17 protein-coding genes are annotated in these 19,726 nt (G+C 69.5%); 12 read left to right on the plus strand and 5 right to left on the minus strand.

Annotated elements, in window-relative coordinates; translation table 11 throughout:
- Positions 1-44: 44 nt before the first annotated feature.
- The 3 genes from rnhA to EV685_RS05930 all read left to right on the plus strand — a co-directional run bounded on the left by rnhA (position 45) and on the right by EV685_RS05930 (position 5,033).
- Entirely contained in the window at positions 45-485 is a 441-nt protein-coding gene (gene rnhA / locus EV685_RS05920; RefSeq protein ID WP_242615500.1) for a ribonuclease HI, read from the plus strand.
- Positions 486-635: 150 nt separating this feature from the next.
- Positions 636-1,913 (plus strand): efflux RND transporter periplasmic adaptor subunit, encoded by a 1,278-nt coding sequence (locus EV685_RS05925; RefSeq protein ID WP_130481097.1) that lies wholly within the window; start codon positions 636-638, stop codon positions 1,911-1,913.
- 42 nt (positions 1,914-1,955) lie between these two features.
- Positions 1,956-5,033 (plus strand): efflux RND transporter permease subunit, encoded by a 3,078-nt coding sequence (locus EV685_RS05930; protein WP_130481098.1) that lies wholly within the window; start codon positions 1,956-1,958, stop codon positions 5,031-5,033.
- A 52-nt stretch (positions 5,034-5,085) separates the two neighbouring features.
- On the opposite strand, the gene EV685_RS05935 is transcribed toward EV685_RS05930, so the two are convergent.
- The 4 genes from EV685_RS05935 to EV685_RS05950 all read right to left on the minus strand — a co-directional run bounded on the left by EV685_RS05935 (position 5,086) and on the right by EV685_RS05950 (position 11,108).
- Positions 5,086-7,113 carry a peptidase U32 family protein gene (locus EV685_RS05935; RefSeq protein WP_130481099.1) on the minus strand — a complete coding sequence of 676 codons (2,028 nt, stop codon included), beginning with the start codon at positions 7,111-7,113 and terminating at the stop codon, positions 5,086-5,088.
- Positions 7,114-7,121: 8 nt separating this feature from the next.
- Positions 7,122-8,936, minus strand: coding sequence for a glutamine--tRNA ligase/YqeY domain fusion protein (locus tag EV685_RS05940; protein ID WP_130481100.1), 1,815 nt, complete (start codon positions 8,934-8,936; stop codon positions 7,122-7,124).
- 90 nt (positions 8,937-9,026) lie between these two features.
- Positions 9,027-9,512 carry a DUF1499 domain-containing protein gene (locus tag EV685_RS05945; protein WP_130481101.1) on the minus strand — a complete coding sequence of 162 codons (486 nt, stop codon included), beginning with the start codon at positions 9,510-9,512 and terminating at the stop codon, positions 9,027-9,029.
- Between the two features lie 15 nt (positions 9,513-9,527).
- Positions 9,528-11,108 (minus strand): helicase HerA-like C-terminal domain-containing protein, encoded by a 1,581-nt coding sequence (locus tag EV685_RS05950; RefSeq protein WP_130481102.1) that lies wholly within the window; start codon positions 11,106-11,108, stop codon positions 9,528-9,530.
- A gap of 145 nt (positions 11,109-11,253) precedes the next feature.
- Between EV685_RS05950 and EV685_RS05955 the strand changes: the two genes are divergently transcribed.
- The 8 genes from EV685_RS05955 to rng all read left to right on the plus strand — a co-directional run bounded on the left by EV685_RS05955 (position 11,254) and on the right by rng (position 18,733).
- On the plus strand, positions 11,254-11,979 hold the full coding sequence (locus EV685_RS05955) for a YebC/PmpR family DNA-binding transcriptional regulator (protein ID WP_130481103.1): 726 nt from the start codon (positions 11,254-11,256) through the stop codon (positions 11,977-11,979).
- A gap of 65 nt (positions 11,980-12,044) precedes the next feature.
- On the plus strand, positions 12,045-13,325 hold the full coding sequence (gene purD / locus EV685_RS05960) for a phosphoribosylamine--glycine ligase (protein WP_130481104.1): 1,281 nt from the start codon (positions 12,045-12,047) through the stop codon (positions 13,323-13,325).
- A gap of 15 nt (positions 13,326-13,340) precedes the next feature.
- Complete coding sequence (hemF, locus tag EV685_RS05965) at positions 13,341-14,288, plus strand: oxygen-dependent coproporphyrinogen oxidase (RefSeq protein ID WP_130481105.1); 948 nt, start codon at positions 13,341-13,343, stop codon at positions 14,286-14,288.
- A gap of 13 nt (positions 14,289-14,301) precedes the next feature.
- Complete coding sequence (gene nadD / locus EV685_RS05970) at positions 14,302-15,018, plus strand: nicotinate (nicotinamide) nucleotide adenylyltransferase (protein ID WP_130481106.1); 717 nt, start codon at positions 14,302-14,304, stop codon at positions 15,016-15,018.
- 25 nt (positions 15,019-15,043) lie between these two features.
- Complete coding sequence (rsfS, locus tag EV685_RS05975) at positions 15,044-16,000, plus strand: ribosome silencing factor (RefSeq protein WP_130481107.1); 957 nt, start codon at positions 15,044-15,046, stop codon at positions 15,998-16,000.
- 48 nt (positions 16,001-16,048) lie between these two features.
- Complete coding sequence (gene rlmH, locus EV685_RS05980; RefSeq protein WP_130481108.1) at positions 16,049-16,519, plus strand: 23S rRNA (pseudouridine(1915)-N(3))-methyltransferase RlmH; 471 nt, start codon at positions 16,049-16,051, stop codon at positions 16,517-16,519.
- A gap of 17 nt (positions 16,520-16,536) precedes the next feature.
- Positions 16,537-17,145, plus strand: coding sequence for a Maf family protein (locus EV685_RS05985; protein WP_130481109.1), 609 nt, complete (start codon positions 16,537-16,539; stop codon positions 17,143-17,145).
- A 103-nt stretch (positions 17,146-17,248) separates the two neighbouring features.
- The gene (gene rng, locus EV685_RS05990) at positions 17,249-18,733 is read left to right on the plus strand and encodes a ribonuclease G (RefSeq protein ID WP_130481684.1); all 1,485 of its coding nucleotides are present in this window, start codon (positions 17,249-17,251) and stop codon (positions 18,731-18,733) included.
- Between the two features lie 40 nt (positions 18,734-18,773).
- Here rng and EV685_RS05995 read toward each other — a convergent pair whose 3' ends face one another.
- Entirely contained in the window at positions 18,774-19,049 is a 276-nt protein-coding gene (locus EV685_RS05995) for a hypothetical protein (protein ID WP_130481110.1), read from the minus strand.
- 37 nt (positions 19,050-19,086) lie between these two features.
- Here EV685_RS05995 and EV685_RS06000 point away from each other — a divergent pair, with 37 nt between their 5' ends.
- Positions 19,087-19,692, plus strand: a complete 606-nt coding sequence (locus EV685_RS06000; protein WP_130481111.1) for an energy transducer TonB — start codon at positions 19,087-19,089, stop codon at positions 19,690-19,692.
- Positions 19,693-19,726: the final 34 nt, after the last annotated feature.

Consider the following 19,726-nt stretch of genomic DNA (forward strand, 5'->3'; position numbering starts at 1 on the left):
ACCCCGCCACCGCAGCGCCCGCAGCGGCCGCAGCGGCCATTGCCTTGCCGGAGGTGGTGGTCTACACCGATGGCGCCTGCAAGGGCAACCCCGGCCCGGGTGGGTGGGGCGCCTGGCTGGTCAGCGGGGGGCATGAGAAGGAACTGTGGGGGGGCGAGCCCGGCACCACCAACAACCGGATGGAGCTGACGGCTGTGATCGAGGCGCTGGCCAGTCTGAAGCGGACCTGCCGCATCACCGTCTACACCGACAGCGAGTACGTCAAGAACGGCATCACGACCTGGATCCACGGCTGGAAGTCGCGGGGCTGGCTGACCGCCGACCGCAAGCCGGTCAAGAACGCCGACCTCTGGAAGCGACTGGAGGCGCTGGCCGCGCTGCATCGCGTCGACTGGCGCTGGGTGCGCGGCCACAACGGGGATCCGGGCAACGAGCGCGCCGATGCGCTGGCCAACCGTGGGGTCGACAGCGCCCGTCAACGCTGACGTTCCGAGAGGCGTGCGACCTCGGCCGCCCGTGTTGCAGATGTCGTGCAAGCCCTTGGTCAGGATGACATCGACGGCCCCGACAATCCCGCCTTCATCCATCGGCGCCAGGTCGCCGGCTGCCTTCGCTTCCTCCTTGGATCCACGCCTGTGAAGATCACGCAAAAAGCCCTCGCCATCGCCGGTCTGCTCGTCCTCCTGGGCGCCGCCTACTGGGTCCAGAACCGCGGCAACCTGGGCAAGTCGGCTGCTGCCGAGTCGGGGGCCTCAGGCCCGGTGGCTGCTGCGGGCAGTGGGCCTGCGGCGCCGGGACCAGGCGCCGGCGCTGGCGCTGGCGGACGGCGTGGCGAGGGTGGCCCGGCGCCGGTCGAGGTCGCCAAGGTCGAGCAGCGCCGCCTGGAGGACGAGGTCCATGCCGTCGGCAGCATGCGATCGAACCAGAGCATCGTGCTGCGCCCGGAGGTGTCGGGGCGGATCCAGGCGCTCAACTTCCGCGACGGCCAGCGCGTGCGTCGCGGCGAGTTGATGGTCCAGCTCGATGACAGCCTGCAGCAGGCCCAGCTGGCGCAGGCCAAGGCCCAGGCCGGGATCGCGGCCACCAACCTGCAGCGCAGCCGTGATCTGGCGGCACAGAACTTCCTCAGTCCCAGCGCGGTCGACCAGGCCGCCGCGACGCTGGCGGTCGCCGAGGCCCAGGTCCGGCTGGCCGAAGCCCAGGTGGCGCGCATGCGCATCGTCGCGCCCTTCGATGCGCTGGCCGGCATCCGCACGGTCAACGTCGGCGACTACGTCAAGGACGGCGCCGATCTCGTCGGCCTGGAGGACAACAGCCGGATGTGGCTGGACTTCCGCCTGCCCGAACGTGTGCTGGGGCGTCTCAAGCCCGGCGCGTCGATCGAGGCCGAACTCGATGCCTTGCCCGGCAAGTCCTTCAAGGGCCAGGTCGAGGCGGTGGATGCGCAAATCGATGCCAACGGACGGGCGCTGCTGGTGCGTGCGCGCATGGCCAATCCCGGCCAGGTGCTGAAGTCGGGCATGTTCGCCCGCGTGCGGACCGTCATGGCCGTGCGTGAGAAGGCGCTGGTGGTGCCCGAAGAAGCCTTGGTGCCGCTGGGCAACAAGCAGTACGTCTTCAAGATCGAGCCGGCCGAGAAGGGCCAGCAGGCCCGCCGGGTCGAGATCCAGATCGGCATGCGCCTGCCGGGCATCGTCGAGATCAAGGGTGATGTGCAAGCCGGAGATGCGGTCGTGACCGCCGGCCAGTCGCGTCTTGGCCGTGGTGACGCGCCGGCACCGGTCCGGCTGGTCGACCTGAACCGGCCGGCCGGCCCGCGAGGTGCGGCGTCGGGTGCCGGTGCGGCGTCGGGCGCTGCAGCCGGCAGGGCCGCCAGCGGCACCGTCGCGGTCGAGGCGGCCAAGTCGCCCTGAGTCCAGCCGTTCCCGGGCCCCATCGCACAGCAGGAGCGCGCCATGCGTCTGTCAGAAATTTCGATCCGTCGGCCGGTCTTCGCGACGGTGATGTCGCTGATGCTCATCCTGGTGGGCATCGTGTCGTACACCCGGCTGCAGGTGCGCGAGTACCCGCGCATCGACGAGCCGGTGGTGACGGTGCGCTCCAAGCTCACGGGGGCATCGGCCGAGGTCATCGAGTCGCAGGTCAGCAAGCCGCTGGAAGATTCGATCGCCGGGATCGACGGCGTCGACATCATCACGTCGATCTCGCGGGCCGAACAAAGCCAGATCACCGTGCGCTTCAAGCTTGAGAAGAGCCCGGATGACGCGGCGGCCGACGTGCGCGACCGGGTTTCGCGGGTGCGTGGCCGGCTGCCCGATGCGATCGACGAGCCTGTCATCGCCAAGGTCGAGGCCGATGCGACGCCGACCGTCTTCCTGGCCTTCAGCAGCGCCTCGATGACGGCGCTGCAGATGACCGACGTGATCAACCGCGTCGTCAAGCCGCGCCTGCAGACCGTGCCGGGCGTGGCCGACGTGACGATCAACGGCGACCGCACCTACGCGATGCGCATCTGGCTGGACCCGGAACGGCTGGCCGCCTACCGCCTGACCACCCAGGACGTCGAGGACGCCCTGCGGCGACAGAACCTGGAGGTGCCGGCCGGCCGCATCGAAAGCCGCCAGCGCGAGTTCAACGTCACCTCGCGCACCGACCTCAACACCGAGGCCCAGTTCGGCGAGGTCGCGTTGCGGGCGGTCAACGGCTACACGGTGCGCCTGCGCGACGTCGCCCGCATCGAGCAGGCGCCGGCCAGCGAGCGCTCGATCGTGCGGCTGAATGGCCAGCCGGCGATCTCGACGGGCGTGGTCCGCCAGGCGACGGCCAACCCGCTGGAGGTGTCGGCGGCCATCCGGGCCATCCTGCCGCGGGTCCAGCAGGACCTGCCGGGCGATCTGAAGGTGGTGGTGGCCAACGACAACGCGGTCTTCATCGACCGCTCGGTGCAGTCGGTCTACAAGACCATCGGCGAGGCGGTGGTGCTGGTCGCGCTGGTCGTCTTCGTCTTCCTGCGCCACCTGCGCGCGGCCGTCATTCCGCTGGTGACCATCCCCGTCAGCCTGATCGGCGCCTTTGCGCTGATGGCCGCCGCCGGCTTCACGATCAACACCTTGACGCTGCTGTCGCTGGTGCTGGCCATCGGCCTGGTGGTCGACGACGCCATCGTCGTGCTCGAGAACATCTTCCGCCACGTCGAGGAGGGCCTCGCACCGTTCCAGGCCGCCTTGAAGGGCGCCAAGGAGATCGGCTTCGCGGTGGTCGCGATGACGATGACGCTGGCCGCCGTCTATGCGCCGCTGGCCTTCACGCCCGGGCGCACCGGACGGCTGTTCGTCGAGTTCGCGCTGACGCTGGCCGGCGCGGTGATCGTCTCGGGCTTCGTCGCCCTGACGCTGACGCCGATGATGTGCAGCGTGCTGCTGCGCCACGAGGCCAAGCCGAATGTATTCGACCGCATCATTGAAGCCGGCCTGACCCGGCTGACACGCGGCTACAGCGCCGCGCTGGGCTTCGTGCTGCACCAGCGCTGGATCGTGCTGCTGGTGATGCTGGCCTCGGCCGGCGGCAGCTGGTGGCTGTTCACGACCGCCAAGAGCGAGCTCGCGCCGATCGAGGATCGCGGCGTCATCATCACCAACGTCAACGCACCGGACGGCTCCACGCTGGCCTACACCGCCCGCTATGCGCAGGCGCTCGAACGCATCGTGGAGCAGTACCCCGAGCTGGACCGCAACTTCGTCATCACCGGCAACCCGACGGTGGCCCAGGCCACCGCCATCCTGCGCACGGTCGACTGGTCCGAGCGCACCCGCTCGACCCAGGAAATCGCCCGCGCGCTGCAGCCGCAGTTCGCCAACCTGCCAGGTGTCACGGCCTTCCCGATCACCCCGCCCAGCCTGGGCCAGGGCTTCCGCGAACGGGCCATCAACTTCGTGGTCGTCACCAACGACAGCTACGCCAACCTGTCGCGTGTGTCGCAGCAGTTCATCGCCGAAATGGGCAAGAACCCGGGCATCGTCCAGCCCGACAGCGACCTGCGGCTGAACAAGCCGGAGATCGTCATGGAGGTCGACCGCGACCGCGCGGCCGATGCCGGCGTCTCCGTCGACCAGGTGGCGCGCACGGTCGAGACCATGCTCGGTGGCCGCGCCGTGACCCGCTACAAGCGCGATGCCGACCAGTACGACGTGCTGGTGCAGACGCAGGCCGGCGGGCGCACGACGCCCGAGGACATCGACCGCCTGTTCGTGCGCGGCCGCAACGACACCATGGTGCCGCTGTCCTCGCTGGTGAAGATCCGCGAGTCGGTCAGCCCGCGCGAGCTGAACCACTTCAATCAGCGTCGCTCGGTGTCGATCACCGCCAACCTCGCACCCGGCTACTCACTGGGCGAGGCGCTGACCTTCATGGACCAGACGGCGGCTAAGGTGCTGCCGGCGGGCTACACCACCGAACTGAACGGCGTCAGCCGGGAGTTCCGCGCCTCCAGCGGCGCGCTGGGGCTGGTGTTCGTGCTGGCGCTGCTGTTCATCTTCCTGGTGCTGGCGGCCCAGTTTGAGAGCTTCGTCGACCCCTTCATCATCTTGCTGGCGGTGCCCTTGTCGATGGTGGGCGCGTTGGCCGCGCTGCAATGGAGCGGCGGGACCTTGAACGTGTACTCGCAGATCGGCCTGATCACGCTGGTCGGCCTGATCAGCAAGCACGGCATCCTGATCGTCGAGTTCAGCAACCAGTTGCGCCAGCAGGGCAAGGCGGTGGTCGAAGCGACGATGGAGGCCGCCACGCTGCGCCTGCGGCCGATCCTGATGACCACCGGCGCGATGGTCCTGGGCGCCTTGCCATTGGCGCTGGCCAGCGGGGCGGGTGCGGAGAGCCGGCGCCAGATCGGCTGGGTCATCGTCGGCGGGATGTCGCTGGGCACGCTGCTGACGCTGTTTGTTGTGCCGACGGTCTACACCCTGCTGGCACGCCGTTCGGTGCCCGGCGAGAAGACCACGCCGGAAACGCTGGAGGCGCCGGTCGCGGTGCACTGATCGTGGCGCACTGATCGCGGCGCACCGATCGACAGCCCGGCCTGGGCGTCGCTCAGGCCGTCGGCCGGGCCTTGTAGAAGGTCATCGGCACGCCCTCGGCCAGGCGCTGGCGTTCTTCGCGCTTCGCCTGTGCCAGCACATTGGGCTTCATCTTGCCGACCACGTGCATCTCGCAGGGCTTGCAATCGAAGCGCAGCGTGAGCACCTCGTCGCCGTGACGGATCGTCATCGGCTCGGCCCGCACCGTGCCTTGCACACCTTGCACGCCCTTGGCCTGCTTGGGACACAGGCTCAGCGACCAGCGCACGCAGTGCTTGGTGATCATCAGGCTGGCCTCGCCCAGGGCCTCGTGGCTCTCGTAGGCCGACTCGATCACCTGCACGCCGTGGCGGGCGTAGAAGTCATGCGCCTTCTGGTTGTAGACGTTGGCCAGGTAGCTCAACGTGTCCTCGGGATAGGGCACCGGCGGGGCCACCGCCGCGTCACGCGGCAAGGGTTGCAGCGCCTTGGCGCGCGCGCCATCCAGCGCCTCGACCGCCGCACGCCGCAGCGCATTGAGCGCGCTGGCCGGCACGAACCAGGGCTGGGCGCAGGCGATGCGGATCTCGTGGGCCGCATAGACCGTGGTGCCGAGCTTGCCCAGCTGCTCGCGCAAGGTCGACTCGGCGCGTGCCAGGTCGCGTGGCGGCTGGCGTTCCACCGCCAAGGTGGCGACGGCCTCGGTGCCGGCCTCGTCGACCAGCGTCAGCGCCAGGCCGTCGGTGGTGTCGGACAGGCTCATCCAGACGCCGATGCGGCGTTCGGCCGAAGGCTTGTCCAGCATCCGGTCCCAGGCCATGTCGCGGTTGCGTCGCAGCGCCAGGTCGCGCCGCAGGTCCTTGTAGGCCGGCAGCGGATCCTTGGGCACCAGCCGCCAGACACGCCGTGCCGCATCGACACATTCGGCCGTGTTGATCGGCATGCCGACCAGTTCGCCTTGCAGGTCCTGGTAGGTCAGCGCGTCGTTGTTGTTGAGCGGGCTGACGCCCTCGTCGAGCTGGACCTCCAGGTGGTCACGCGCCACCTTGGTGACCCAGCCCAGCGGCAGGCCGGCGTGCTTGGGCGTGTCGAAGGCGCCGATGTCGGACTGACGGCCGTTGACGAAGTAGTCGGTCGAGCCACGGTTGAAGTTGCGGTCCGGGTCAGGCGTGAAGGTGTAGCGGCTGTGGCCGTGCGAGGTACGCGCCAACTCGGGTCGCTGTTCCAGCAGACCGTCCAGCAGCTGGCGGTAGTGGGCGGTGATGTTCTTGACGTAGCCGAGGTCCTTGTAGCGGCCCTCGATCTTGAAGCTGCGGATGCCGGCATCGACCAGCGCGGCCAGGTTGGCGCTCTGGTTGTTGTCCTTGAGCGAGAGCACATGCTGCTCGTGCGCGACGATGCGGCCCTGCGTGTCGGTGACGGTGTAGGGCAGACGGCAGGCCTGCGAACAATCGCCCCGGTTGGCGCTGCGGCCTGTGTGGGCGTGGCTGACGTAGCACTGGCCGCTGTAGGCCACGCACAGGGCGCCATGCACGAAGAACTCGAGCGTGGCACGCGGCACCTGGTCGGCAATGGCGCGGATCTGGCCGAGGTCCAGTTCGCGCGCCAGCACCATCTGCGAGAAGCCGACGTCCTGCAGGAAACGCGCCTTCTCGGGCGTGCGGATGTCGGTCTGCGTGCTGGCATGCAGCTGGATCGGCGGCAGGTCGAGTTCGAGCAGGCCCATGTCCTGCACGATCAGCGCGTCCACGCCGGCGTCGTGCAACTGGTGGATCAGTCGACGTGCCGGCTCCAGCTCGTCGTCGCGCAAGATGGTGTTGAGCGTGACGAAGATGCGCGCGTGGTAGCGGTGCGCGTGGGCCACCAGCCGGGCGATGTCTGCCACGCCATTGCCGGCGTTGTGGCGCGCGCCGAAGTCGGGCCCGCCGATGTAGACCGCATCGGCCCCGTGGTTGACGGCCTCAATGCCGATGTCGGCATCGCGCGCCGGGGCCAGCAGCTCCAGCTCGTGGGTGCGCGTGCGGATCGGGCCACTGCGCAACGCGGGCTTGGGCTTGGTCATCGCGGGGCTCACTTGGTCCAGCCGTCCTTGAGGCCGGTGATGCGGTTGATCACCGGGCGGTCGGCGCGGTGGTCGATGCGGTCGGTGACGAAGTAGCCGTGGCGCTCGAACTGGAAGCGCTGGTCGGCCGGCAGGTCGCGCAGCGACGGTTCCAGGTAGCCGGTGGTGACCGACTTGCTCGCCGGGTTCAGGGCACTCAGGAAGTCCTTGCCGCCGGCATCGGGCTGGGCCTCGCTGAACAGTCGGTCGTACAGGCGCAACTCGGCGGCGATGCCGTCGTGCACGCCGACCCAGGTGATGACGCCCTTGACCTTGACGCTGTCCGCGCCCGGCGTGCCGCTCTTGGTGTCGGGCACGACCCGGGCGAGCACGGCGGTGATGCGTCCGTCGGCATCCTTCTCGCAGCCGGTGCACTCGATCACATAGCCGTACTTGAGCCGCACCTTGTTGCCCGGGAAGAGCCGGAAGAAGCCCTTGGGCGGCTGCTCGGCGAAGTCGTCGCGTTCGATCCAGACCTCACGGCCCAGGCTGAACTGGCGCTGGCCCAGTTCCGGGCGCTGCGGGTGCGCTGGCGCACTGCAGGCCTCGGTGTGGTCGTCGCTGCCGAAGACCTCGGACCAGTTGCCAAGCACCAGCTTGATCGGGTCGATCACCGCCATCGCCCGCGCGGCCTTGCCTTCAAGGTCGTCGCGCAGCGCGATGTCCAGCCAGCTGTAGTCGATCCAGCTGTTGGCCTTGCTCGCGCCGGTGCGCTCGGCCAGCAGCTGCAGGCTCTCGGGCGTGTAGCCGCGTCGGCGCAGGCCGACGATGGTGGGCATGCGCGGGTCGTCCCAGCCGCTGACGTGGCCCTCGTCGACCAGCTGCTTGAGCTTGCGCTTGCTGGTGATGATGTAGGTCATGTTCAGCCGCGCGAACTCGTACTGCTTGGGCAGCGGCTGGGCCAGCAGACCGCCTTCGGCGAGGCGTTCGAGCAGCCAGTCGTAGAAGGGCCGCTGATCCTCGAACTCCAGCGTGCAGATCGAGTGCGTGATGCGTTCCAGCGCGTCCTCGATCGGGTGCGCGAAGGTGTACATCGGGTAGATGCACCAGGCCGTGCCAGTCGCGTGGTGCTCGGCGTGCTTGATGCGGTAGAGGGCCGGGTCGCGCAGGTTGATGTTGGGCGACGCCATGTCGATCTTGGCGCGCAGCACCATCGCGCCATCGGCATGCTGGCCGGCGCGCATCTCGCGGAAGCGGGCCAGGTTGTCGGCCGGGCTGCGGCTGCGGAAGGGGCTGTCGGTACCGGGCGTCGTGAAGTCGCCGCGGTTGCGACGCATGTCCTCAGGCGTCTGCTCGTCGACATAGGCCAGACTGCGCTCGATCAGGTGCTCGGCCGCGCGGTACATGAAGTCGAAATAGCTGCTGGCGTAGAACAGGTGGCTGCGGTTCTGGCCCGGCGCATGTGCGTCCGGCGCGTCCCAGCCAAAGCCCAGCCAGCGCACGGCATCGAGGATGCCGTCGACGTATTCCTGCTCTTCCTTCTCCGGATTGGTGTCGTCGAAGCGCATGTGGCAGACGCCACCGAAGTCGCGCGCCAAGCCGAAGTTCAGGCAGATGCTCTTGGCGTGGCCGATGTGCAGATAGCCGTTGGGCTCGGGCGGGAAGCGGGTGCGCACGCGTGCGGCGTCCAGCGGGCCGGCGGCATGGTGGGTCGCGTCACCGGGCGTGCCGGCGAAATGACGGCCGGCGTAGGTGCCGGCCTCAAGGTCGCGCTCGATGATCGTGCGCAGGAAATTGGCGGGCTTGACGGCGGCCGGGTTGGCGTCGCTGGAGGGTGCGCTCATGCAGGCTCTGGATCTGGTTGGGGGTACGCGGCAAGGGCCCGGAACCGGGCAGGGCAAGGACGTTCCGGTGGGCGAACCAAGCCAAAGATTTTAGGGCGCCGACCCTGCACGAAGGGCCTCGATGCGACGGCGGTTCAAGCCCAGGTCGCCATGGCCCAGGCGCGAGGCCGAACGCACGTGGATGACGCCACTGGCCGCATCGGCCCACAGCTCGACGTCGTCGACGTAGCGCATCCACGCCGTCGTGAACTCGGCGCGCAGGTAGTCCTCGCGCTGGTCGACGATGCGCGCGCCGGGCTGCGCGGCGATGCGTGCGGCCCAGTCGGCCATCGCTTCGGCCGGCGTGCCGCGCAGCGGGTAGGGCTCGACCTGGGCATAGGCCCGCTGCGGGTGGTCCGGGTAGAGGCTCGCTTGGCTGCTGACGCTGTTGGGTGTGGTCGACGGCGGCTTCAGGCGCCCGTCGCGCACGCCCAGATCGCTCGGCGGCCGGCCGCTGAAGGCACCGAGGCGTGCGGCCACCAGCACCACGCCCGACAAGGCGAGGGCGATCAGGATCAGGCGCAGCAGCAGGGCCATCACGTGCGTTGGCGCTCAGCGACGCCGGCGCGTGCTGGCCGAGCCGCCCAGCAGCGAGCCCAGCACGCCGCGCACGATCTCGCGCCCGACGCTCGAACCCACCTGGCGCACGGCGGACTTGACCAGCGTCTGGGCGATGCCGTCGCGCTGGCCGCCACGCGGGCCGGTGCTGCCGAACAGCAGGCTGCCCAGGCCGCCCATGACGGCCGAGGCGATGTCGTTGCCGCTCGCACTTCCACTTCCGCCGCTGTCTGGCGTGTTGCCGCCGGCCGGGGCCGCAGCGCCAGCCGTCTGGCGAGCCTCAGCGGTGTCGGCGCTGGTGTTGGCGCGGCCCTTGAGGATCTCGTAGGCTGATTCGCGGTCGACCGTCTTCTCGTAGACGCCAGCCACCAGCGAGCCGTCCAGCAGCGCCTGGCGCTGGGCCGCGTCGATCGGGCCGATGCGGCTGCCCGGCGGCACCATGTAGACCCGCTGGGTGATGCCGGGTCGGCCCTTCTCGTCGAGCAGGCTGACCAGGGCTTCGCCCACGCCGAGTTCGGTGATGGCCTCGGAGATGTCCAGGCCCGGGTTGGCGCGCATGGTCTCGGCCGCCGACTTGACCGCCTTCTGGTCACGCGGCGTGAAGGCGCGCAGGGCGTGCTGGACGCGGTTGCCCAGCTGGCCCAGCACGGCATCGGGAATGTCCAGCGGGTTCTGCGTCACGAAGTAGACGCCGACGCCCTTGGACCGCACCAGGCGCACGACCAGCTCGATGCGTTCGACCAGCGCGGCCGGTGCGTCCTTGAACAGCAGGTGGGCCTCGTCGAAGAAGAAGACCAGCTTGGGCTTGTCCAGGTCGCCGACCTCGGGCAGGGTCTCGAACAGCTCGGACAACATCCACAGCAGGAAGGTCGCATACAGCCGGGGCGAGGCCATCAGCTGGTCGGCCGCGAGGATGTTGACGACGCCCCGACCGTCGACGGTCTGCATGAAGTCGTCGATGGCCAGCATGGGCTCGCCGAAGAACTGGTCGCCGCCCTGTTCGTCGATCTGCATCAGGCCGCGCTGGATCGCGCCGACCGAGGCCGCGCTGATGTTGCCGTACTCGGTCTGGAAGGTCGCCGCGTTCTCGCCGACGTGCTGCAGCATGGCGCGCAGGTCCTTCAGGTCCAGCAGCAGCATGCCGTTGTCATCGGCGATCTTGAAGGCCAGCGACAGCACGCCTTGCTGCGTGTCGTTGAGGTTGAGCATGCGCGCCAGCAGCAGCGGGCCCATGTCCGAGACCGTCGCGCGCACCGGGTGGCCCTGCTTGCCGAAGACGTCCCACAGCGTGGTCGGGCAAGCGGCCCATGCGGGCGTGTCCAGGCCGCGTTCGGCCAGGATCTTCAGCAGCTTCGCGTTGTCGCCACCCTTCTGGCTGATGCCGGTCAGGTCGCCCTTGACGTCGGCCATGAAGACCGGCACGCCGATGGAAGACAAGCTCTCGGCCAGCTTCTGCAAGGTGATGGTCTTGCCGGTGCCGGTGGCCCCGGTAATCAGGCCGTGGCGGTTGGCCAGGGCGGGCAGCAGTTCACAGCGGATCTCGCCATGCTGGGCGAGCAGGATCGGGTCGGCCATGGTTGGGTCTCCGGGGGTGAGGCTCAGGGCCAAAAGTAGAATGGCAGTCTATCGAAGAAACCCGGGGCACCGGCTCTGAGAGGGAGCGGTCCCGCCAGCCGTTTTCCTCTGCCGTGGCCCATCCGACGACGCATCAGGAGCATCCATGGCCGGTCATTCCAAGTGGGCCAACATCCAGCATCGCAAAGGCCGCCAGGACGAAAAGCGCGGCAAGGTCTGGACCCGCGTGATCCGCGAGATCATGGTCGCTGCCCGCCAGGGTGGTGGCGACATCACCGCCAACCCGCGCCTGCGGCTGGCGGTCGAGAAGGCCAAGGCGGCCAACATGCCGGCCGACACGGTCAAGCGCAACATCGACAAGGCCACCGGCTCGCTCGAAGGTGTCACCTACGAGGAGATCCGCTACGAGGGCTACGGCATCGGCGGCGCGGCCATCATCGTCGACACCATGACCGACAACCGCGTGCGCACCGTCGCCGAGGTCCGGCATGCCTTCAGCAAGTACGGCGGCAACCTGGGCACCGAAGGCTCGGTGGCCTTCCAGTTCAAGCACTGCGGCCAGCTGGTCTTCGCGCCGGGCACGTCCGAGGATCAGGTCATGGAGATCGCCCTCGAAGCCGGCGCCGATGACGTGATCCGCGACGACGACGGTGCCATCGAGGTGCTGACCCCGCCCGCCGCGTTTGAAGCGGTCAAGAACGCGCTCGAAGCCGCTGGCCTCCAGGCCGAGATCGCCGAGGTCACCTGGCGCGCTGAGAACAGCATCCCGCTGACCGGTGACGACGCCGCGCGCATGCAGAAGCTGCTCGATGTCATCGAGGACCTTGACGACGTGCAGGACGTCTTTCACAACGCCGAGATCGACGCTTGAGCGTCGTCCACGTTCCCAGCACATCCGGCCCCGCCGTTCCTCCCATTTCCCACACACGCTCCCCCATGAAAGTCCTGGTGATCGGTTCCGGCGGCCGCGAGCACGCCCTGGCCTGGAAGCTCGCGGCGTCGCCGCGGGTGCAGAAGGTCTATGTCGCGCCCGGCAATGGCGGCACCGCGCTCAGTCCGGCGCTGTCCAGCGTCGCGCTGAGCGACGTCAACGCGCTGGCCGACTTCGCGCAGGCCGAGAAGATTGGCCTGACCGTGGTGGGCCCCGAGGCGCCGCTGTCGCAGGGCGTGGTCGACGAGTTCCGCCGACGCGGCCTGCGCATCTTCGGCCCGACCCAGGCGGCCGCGCAGCTGGAGAGCTCCAAGGCTTTTGCCAAGGCCTTCATGAAGCGCCACGCCATCCCGACGGCGGCGTACGACACCTTCACCGACGCGGCGGCGGCGCACGCCTATGTCGATCAGATGGGCGCGCCCATCGTCATCAAGGCCGACGGCCTGGCCGCCGGCAAGGGTGTGGTCGTGGCGATGACGCTGGCCGAGGCGCATGAGGCGGTCGACTGGATGCTGGTCGACAACACCCTGGGCGTGTTACACAACAGTGGCGGCGCACGGGTTGTCATCGAAGAGTTTCTGCAGGGCGAGGAAGCCAGTTTCATCGTGCTGTGCGACGGCCGCAACGTGCTGCCGCTGGCGACCAGCCAGGACCACAAGCGCATCGGCGACGGCGACACCGGCCCGAACACCGGTGGCATGGGCGCCTACTCGCCCGCCCCGGTGGTCACGCCCAACATCCACAACCGGGTGATGCACGAGATCATTGGCCCGACCATCGCCGGCATGGCCCGCGACGGCGTGCCCTTCACCGGCTTCCTCTACGCCGGCCTGATGATCGACGCGCAGGGCCAGGTCAAGACGCTCGAGTTCAACACCCGCATGGGCGACCCCGAGACCCAGCCCATCCTGATGCGACTGAAGAGCGACCTGCTGGAGGTGCTGCTGCACGCCACCGACGGCACGCTCGACACCGTCCAGCTCGACTGGGACCGGCGCGTCGCGCTCGGTGTGGTGCTCGCCGCCGGTGGCTACCCGAACGCGCCGCGCAAGGGTGACGTCGTGCGCGGCCTGCCCGCCGAGGCCGAGGACTGCATGGTCTTCCACGCTGGCACGACCCTGGACGCGCAAGGCCAGGTCGTCACCAGCGGCGGGCGCGTGCTGTGCGTCACCGGACTGGGCGACTCGGTCAAGACCGCCCAGCGCGCCTACCAGGGCCTGCAGGGCATCCACTTCGACGGCATGCAGTTCCGCCGTGACATCGGCCACCGCGCCATCAAGCGCTGAACCGGGAGGCTCTCCATGGCAGACACCGCGCTGAGCAACGACACCGTCCGTGCCTACCTGCTGGGGCTGCAGGAACACATCTGCAGCACCTTGCAGGCGCAGGACGGCCATGCCTTCATCTCCGACGCCTGGGAGCGCCCGCCCGGCGGCAAGCTCGAAGGCAAGGGCATCACCCGCCTGGTCGAGGGCGGCGAGCTGCTCGAACGCGGCGGCTGTGCCTTCTCGCAGGTGCGCGGCACGGCCTTGCCGCCATCGGCCACGCAGCACCGGCCCGAGCTGGCCGGCGCGCCTTTCGAGGCGATGGGCGTGTCGCTGGTCTTCCACCCGCGCAACCCGCATGTGCCGACCGTGCACATGAACGTGCGCATGCTGTCGGCCACGCCGAGCCAGGGCCCGAACGCGGGCGTGCCGGTGCGCTGGTTCGGCGGTGGCATGGACCTGACGCCGTATTACGGCGTCGAGGAAGATGCGGTGCACTTCCACCAGGCTTGCCAGGACGCGCTGGCGCCGCACGGCGCGGCGCTCTATCCGCGCTTCAAGCGCTGGTGCGACGAGTATTTCTTCCTCAAGCACCGCAACGAGCCGCGTGGCATTGGCGGCATCTTCTTCGACGACTTCGCCGAACTCGGCCCGGACGGCAGTTTCGCGATGCTGCGCGACGTCGGCGACGCCTTGCTCAAGGGCTGGTTGCCGATCGCCCAGCGTCGCCGCGACACGCCCTATGGCGAGCGCGAGCGCGACTTCCAGCGCTACCGCCGTGGCCGCTATGTCGAGTTCAACCTGGTCTGGGACCGCGGCACGCTGTTCGGCCTGCAGTCCGGTGGCCGGACCGAATCCATCCTGATGTCGATGCCGCCGCAGGCCGACTGGCGCTACCAATGGTCGCCCGAGCCCGGCACGGCCGAGGCACGTCTCTACAGCGACTTCCTGCGTCCGCGCGACTGGCTCGGTGTGGGTGAGTGAGATGACAGCGCCGATGCCGGCCCGTCCGGGGCGACGCATCGGCTTGTTCGGTGGCAGCTTCGATCCGGTCCATCAGGGCCATCTGGCGCTGGCCCAGGCCGCGATGGGCCAACTGGGGCTGACGGAACTGCGCTGGGTGGTCGCCGGCCAGCCTTGGCAGAAGGCCGACCGGCAACTGGCTCCGGCCGCAGACCGAATGGCCATGGTCGAGGCGGCCATCGGCAGCGCGCCCGGCCAGCGTCTCGAACGCATCGAGGTCGACCGCGAGGGGCCGAGCTACACGATCGACACGGTGCGCGCCCTGCAGGCCGCCGAGCCGATCGATACCGACTGGTGGCTGCTGATCGGACAGGACCAGCATGCCAACTTCTGCAGCTGGCGCGACTGGCGCGAGCTGCTCGCTCGCGTGGGCCTGGCAGTGGCCGCCCGCGACGGTGTGGCGCCGCAGCCGTCGGGCGAGCTGGCCACGGTGCCGCATCGCTGGCAGGTCCTGCCGATGTCGCCACATCCGGCCAGCGCGACCGCCATCCGCAGCCGGCTCGCGGCGGGCGAGTCCGCGCAGCTTCTCGCACCCGCGTGGCTCTCGCCTGCGGTGGCCGATCTCATCGGGCGTCGGGGGCTGTACCATCCCGTCCCCGCGCAGCCTGTGGACAGGCCCGCAACGCCCGACGCCGGGCCCGTCACCGCCACGGACCGCGCGTCATCCGGCGTCCCCCAACAGCGTCCCTGACAAGCGCGCACCAAACACCACCCGCATGGACATCCGCAAGCTGCAACGTGCCATCGTCGACGGTCTCGAAGACGTCAAGGCGCAGGACATCGTCGTCTACAACACCGAACACCTCTCGCCCCTGTTCGAGCGCGTGGTCATCGCCTCGGGCACGAGCAACCGCCAGACCAACGCGCTGGCCGCGAGCGTGCGCGACGCGGTCCGCAGTGCGGGTGGCCAGATCCTCAGCACCGAAGGTGGCGACAACGGCGAATGGATCATCGTGGACTGCGGCGCGGCCGTCGTGCACGTCATGCAACCCGCGATTCGCCAGTACTACCACCTCGAAGAGATCTGGGGCGGCAAGCAGGTCCGCATCAAGCTCGGCGCCGCCAAGGGCGGACTGGTCAAGGCCAGCGAGCCGATCGAGGAAGAGGACGAGACGCCGCCCCCCGCGCCCAAGCGCCGCAGCCCTCGCATCGCCCGTGAGGATCACCTGACCGAAGCCGACAACGCGGTGCGCGCCTCGCAAACCCGCGTCGACGACGACGAGGACGAGCTGACCCTGCGTGGCGCCGCCCGCCCGGCCCGCAAGACCTCCAAGACCGCCGCGCGCAAGCCGGCCTCCAAGACCGCTCCGAACGCCGGCAAGGCCGACGCCCCGGGCACGGCGGTCGGCCGCAAGGCAGTGGCCCGCAAGACCACCGGCCGGCGCGCGCCGACGAATGTGCAGTCGCTGGTCGTGCTGCCCGAGGGCAAGGTCCTCAAGCGCAAGACGCCGACGGCCACGGTCCAGGCCGCCACGCAGACCACCGCCCGCAAGGCGGCAGCCCGCAAGGCCGCTCCGGCTGCAGCGCCCGCACCGGCGCCGGCTCGCAAGGCACCGGCCAAGAAGGCCGCTGCGAAGACGGTCGCCGCCAAGCCCGCTGCCAAGGCACCGGCCAAAGCACCGGCCAAAGCACCGGCCAAGAAGGCGGCTCCGGCCCGCAAGCGCAGCAGCTGATCGCACCGGGCGCATCCGCTGCGCCCGAGCGCCTGAACCCGTCCCTGCGTGAAGCTCCTGCTCGTCGCCGTCGGCCAGCGCCTGCCCGGCTGGGCCGATGAGGCCTATGCCGACTACGCCAAGCGCTTCCCGCCCGAACTGCGGCTGGAACTGAAGGCGGTCAAGACCGAATCGCGCCAGAGCGGCAAGCCGGTCGATGCGCTGATGGCCGCCGAAGCCCAGCGCATCGAGGCCGCCATTCCGCGCGGCGCGCGCCGCATCGTGCTCGACGAGCGCGGCACCCGTGTCACCACCGTGCAGCTGGCCGAGCGCCTCAAGGCCTGGCAGATGGACGGCCGCGACGCCGCCTTGCTGGTCGGTGGCCCCGATGGCCTCGACCCCGCCTTGCGCGCCAGTGCCGACGAGAGCCTGCGCCTGTCTGACCTGACCCTGCCGCACGCCTTCGTGCGCGTCATGCTGGCCGAGGCGCTCTACCGCGCCTGGACGCTGTCGATCGGCCATCCCTACCACCGCGAATGACCTGAGGCCTGACCGCCATGGCACGACCCGACTGGCTCTACCTTGCCTCCCAGAGCCCGCGCCGGGCCCAGCTGCTGGACCAGCTTGGCATCGTCCACCGGCCCTTGCTGCCGTCACCGGAAGAGGACGCCGAGGCGCTTGAAGCCGAGCGCCGGGGCGAGTCGCCAGCGGCCTATGTGCAGCGTGTCACCGCCGCCAAGCTCGATGCCGCGCGGCGCCGCCTGAAGGCGCTGGGCCTGCCCGCCGCGCCCATCCTGTGCGCCGACACGACCGTGGCGATCGGGCGGCGCATCCTCGCCAAGCCGGTCGACGCCGACCATGCCTGCGCGATGCTGGCCGAGCTGGCCGGGCGCGAACACCGCGTGCTGACTGCCGTCGCCGTCGGCACCGCCCGCCGCACCGAGGCCGCGCTGCAGGTTTCGCGGGTGCGCTTCGAGCCCCTGACGGCGCGCCAGATCCGCGCCTATGCCGATACCGGCGAGCCCATGGGCAAGGCCGGCGCCTACGGCATCCAGGGCCGGGCCGGTGCCTGGGCCAGCGTCGTGCACGGCAGCCATTCGGGCATCATGGGCCTGCCGCTGCATGAGACCGCCGTGCTGCTGCGCCGCTACGGCTGGCCCCTCTGACGTGATCCGTCGGCGGCCAGCCGGCCAGCCGATCTGACCCCACGCTGCTGTACCCGACACCGCCGCGCCCTGACACGGCCGGCCCACGAAAGCGCGCTTGAGCATGCAAGACATCCTGGTGAACTGGTCCCCGCAGGAAACCCGCGTGGCGGTGGTCGAGAACGGCGCGGTGCAGGAGCTGCACCTCGAACGCACGCTCGAACGTGGACTCGTCGGCAACGTCTACCTCGGCAAGGTCGTGCGTGTGCTGCCCGGCATGCAAAGCGCCTTCATCGACATCGGCCTTGAACGCGCCGCCTTCCTGCATGTCGCCGACGTGCATGTGGCCGGCCAGCCGCACGGGCGCGGACCGCATGCTGACGCGGCCTCGATGCCGCCGATCGAGAAGCTCGTCTTCGAGGGCCAGAGCCTGGTCGTGCAGGTCATCAAGGACCCGATCGGCACCAAGGGTGCGCGGCTGTCGACCCAGATCAGCGTGGCCGGCCGGCTGCTGGTCTACCTGCCGCAGGACGACCACATCGGCATCTCCCAGAAGATCGGCTCGCCCGAACTGCGCGACCAGCTGCGCCAGCGCATGGCGGCGCTGGTCGGCACGCGGGAGGAGGGCGGTGGCGGCGGCTTCATCCTGCGCACCAATGCCGAGGACGCCGACGACCGCGAACTCGCCGACGACATCGCCTACCTGCGCAAGACCTGGGCGACCATGCGCGCCCTGGCGCTCAAAAGCCCTGCCGGCGCGCTGCTGCACGAGGACCTCAACCTGATCCAGCGCGTGCTGCGCGACCTGGTCAATGAGCACACCCAGTCCATCCGCATCGACTCGGGCATGCAGTTCGAGCTGCTGCGCAGCTTCGGCTCCCAGTACACGCCCAGCGCGGTCGGCCGGCTGCAGCACTACAGGGGCGAGCGGCCCATCTTCGACCTGTTCAGCATTGACCAGGAGGTCGAGAAGGCCCTGGGTCGGCGTGTCGAGCTGAAGTCCGGTGGCTACCTCGTGATCGACCAGACCGAGGCCTTGACCACCATCGACGTCAACACCGGCGGCTACGTCGGCGCGCGCAACTTCGACGACACCATCTTCAAGACCAACCTCGAAGCCTCCCAGGCCATCGCCCGCCAGCTGCGGCTGCGCAACCTGGGCGGCATCATCATCATCGACTTCATCGACATGACCCGCGCCGAGCACCAGGAGCAGGTGCTGGCCGAACTGCGCAAACAGCTTGCGCGCGACCGCACCAAGACGACGATCAGCGGCTTCACCCAGCTCGGCCTGGTCGAGATGACCCGCAAGCGCACCCGCGAATCGCTCGCCCACATGCTGTGCGAACCCTGCCCGACCTGCAGCGGCCGGGGCCAGACCAAGACGGCACGCAGCGTCTGCTACGACATCCTGCGCGAGATCCTGCGCGAAGCCCGCCAGTTCAACCCCAAGGAATTCCGCGTCATCGCCTGCGCCGCCGTGGTCGAGATGCTGCTCGACGAAGAAAGCCAGCACCTCGCCGGCCTGAGCGACTTCATCGGCAAGCCGATCTCCCTGCAGACCGAGGCGACGATGAACCCGGAGCAATACGACATCGTGCTGATGTGAGTGGCCGGCCGCAGCGGGTGGACGGAGACCGGCCACGCGCTCAGAGCGCCTTGCTGGTCGGCTTGGCCGTGTCGCTGGCGTGGCACGCGCTGGTGCTGACCGGGGTTGCCGAGTTCGGACCGACGCCAAGCCAGCCGCCGCTGAACCAGCCGCCGCCGACACAACCCGCGCGCGAGATCCGTGTGGTCTTGTCCGCCCGCGTGCCAGCACCACCGGCAGCACCGCCATGGCGGCCAAGCCGGGCACCGACACGTTCAACGGCGGACAGCGCCGAACCCACCGCCGAACCCATCACCGAACCGATCAACGAACCCATCACCGACTTGCCACGATGGGTGCCGCAGGACGGGGTGGTGCCCCGTGCAGCCGGCCCGGCGGCATCGCGGGCTGCCCCGCCGCCGCCCACCGCAGAAGCATGGGCCTTCGCCAGCAGCTACACCCCGCGCAACGGCAAGGCCTACCGCCACAGCTGGGCCCAGCAGGTGCGCAGCCAGATGGGCACGGCCGTCGAAGGACCTGACCAGGGTTCGGTGCGGTTCCGGGTCGAGATCACACCCGACGGCACGCTGGCGCGCCTGGACACCGTCTGGTCCACCTCACCCGTGGCGGAACGCCTGGCGCGCGACGCCATGGCCGCCATGCCCCGCTGGCCAGCCCCGCCTGGCGGGCGCACGCTGATCTTCGAGCGCACCATCGAGTTCAGCCCCCACGCCCACGACGACCCGCCGCGCTACGAACACGACTGCGAACCCCAGGCGCCGCGCTTCGTCAACCGCCACGTCTGGGACGGGCAATCACCCCAGGTTCCAGCGCCGCTGGCGCCACCCGAGCCCCCGGACCCGGTCGCCCTGGCCGACTGTCTACGCCAGCTGCCACAGAACTCGGTCGACGCCGAAGTCGCACGCGACCGGCGAGCAATGGAGCGCTGGGGCTGGACGTCGAGCCCCTTGGGGCGATGAAGCCAGGGGCGGATCCAAGTCTGACGTTCAACAC

It is taken from the genome of Sphaerotilus mobilis (assembly GCF_004216565.1).
In the GTDB taxonomy this organism is placed as follows: domain Bacteria; phylum Pseudomonadota; class Gammaproteobacteria; order Burkholderiales; family Burkholderiaceae_C; genus Sphaerotilus; species Sphaerotilus mobilis.

What these genes read in the sequence shown, in the direction of transcription:
- EV685_RS05930 (WP_130481098.1), top strand. Translation starts at nt 1,956, where the DNA reads ATGCGTCTGTCAGAAATTTCGATCCGTCGGCCGGTCTTCGCGACGGTG.
- EV685_RS05935 (WP_130481099.1), bottom strand. Translation starts at nt 7,113, where the DNA reads ATGACCAAGCCCAAGCCCGCGTTGCGCAGTGGCCCGATCCGCACGCGC.
- EV685_RS05940 (WP_130481100.1), bottom strand. Translation starts at nt 8,936, where the DNA reads ATGAGCGCACCCTCCAGCGACGCCAACCCGGCCGCCGTCAAGCCCGCC.
- EV685_RS05945 (WP_130481101.1), bottom strand. Translation starts at nt 9,512, where the DNA reads ATGGCCCTGCTGCTGCGCCTGATCCTGATCGCCCTCGCCTTGTCGGGC.
- EV685_RS05950 (WP_130481102.1), bottom strand. Translation starts at nt 11,108, where the DNA reads ATGGCCGACCCGATCCTGCTCGCCCAGCATGGCGAGATCCGCTGTGAA.
- EV685_RS05955 (WP_130481103.1), top strand. Translation starts at nt 11,254, where the DNA reads ATGGCCGGTCATTCCAAGTGGGCCAACATCCAGCATCGCAAAGGCCGC.
- purD (WP_130481104.1), top strand. Translation starts at nt 12,045, where the DNA reads ATGAAAGTCCTGGTGATCGGTTCCGGCGGCCGCGAGCACGCCCTGGCC.
- hemF (WP_130481105.1), top strand. Translation starts at nt 13,341, where the DNA reads ATGGCAGACACCGCGCTGAGCAACGACACCGTCCGTGCCTACCTGCTG.
- nadD (WP_130481106.1), top strand. Translation starts at nt 14,302, where the DNA reads ATGCCGGCCCGTCCGGGGCGACGCATCGGCTTGTTCGGTGGCAGCTTC.
- rsfS (WP_130481107.1), top strand. Translation starts at nt 15,044, where the DNA reads ATGGACATCCGCAAGCTGCAACGTGCCATCGTCGACGGTCTCGAAGAC.
- EV685_RS05985 (WP_130481109.1), top strand. Translation starts at nt 16,537, where the DNA reads ATGGCACGACCCGACTGGCTCTACCTTGCCTCCCAGAGCCCGCGCCGG.
- rng (WP_130481684.1), top strand. Translation starts at nt 17,249, where the DNA reads ATGCAAGACATCCTGGTGAACTGGTCCCCGCAGGAAACCCGCGTGGCG.
- EV685_RS05995 (WP_130481110.1), bottom strand. Translation starts at nt 19,049, where the DNA reads ATGGGTTCGTTGATCGGTTCGGTGATGGGTTCGGCGGTGGGTTCGGCG.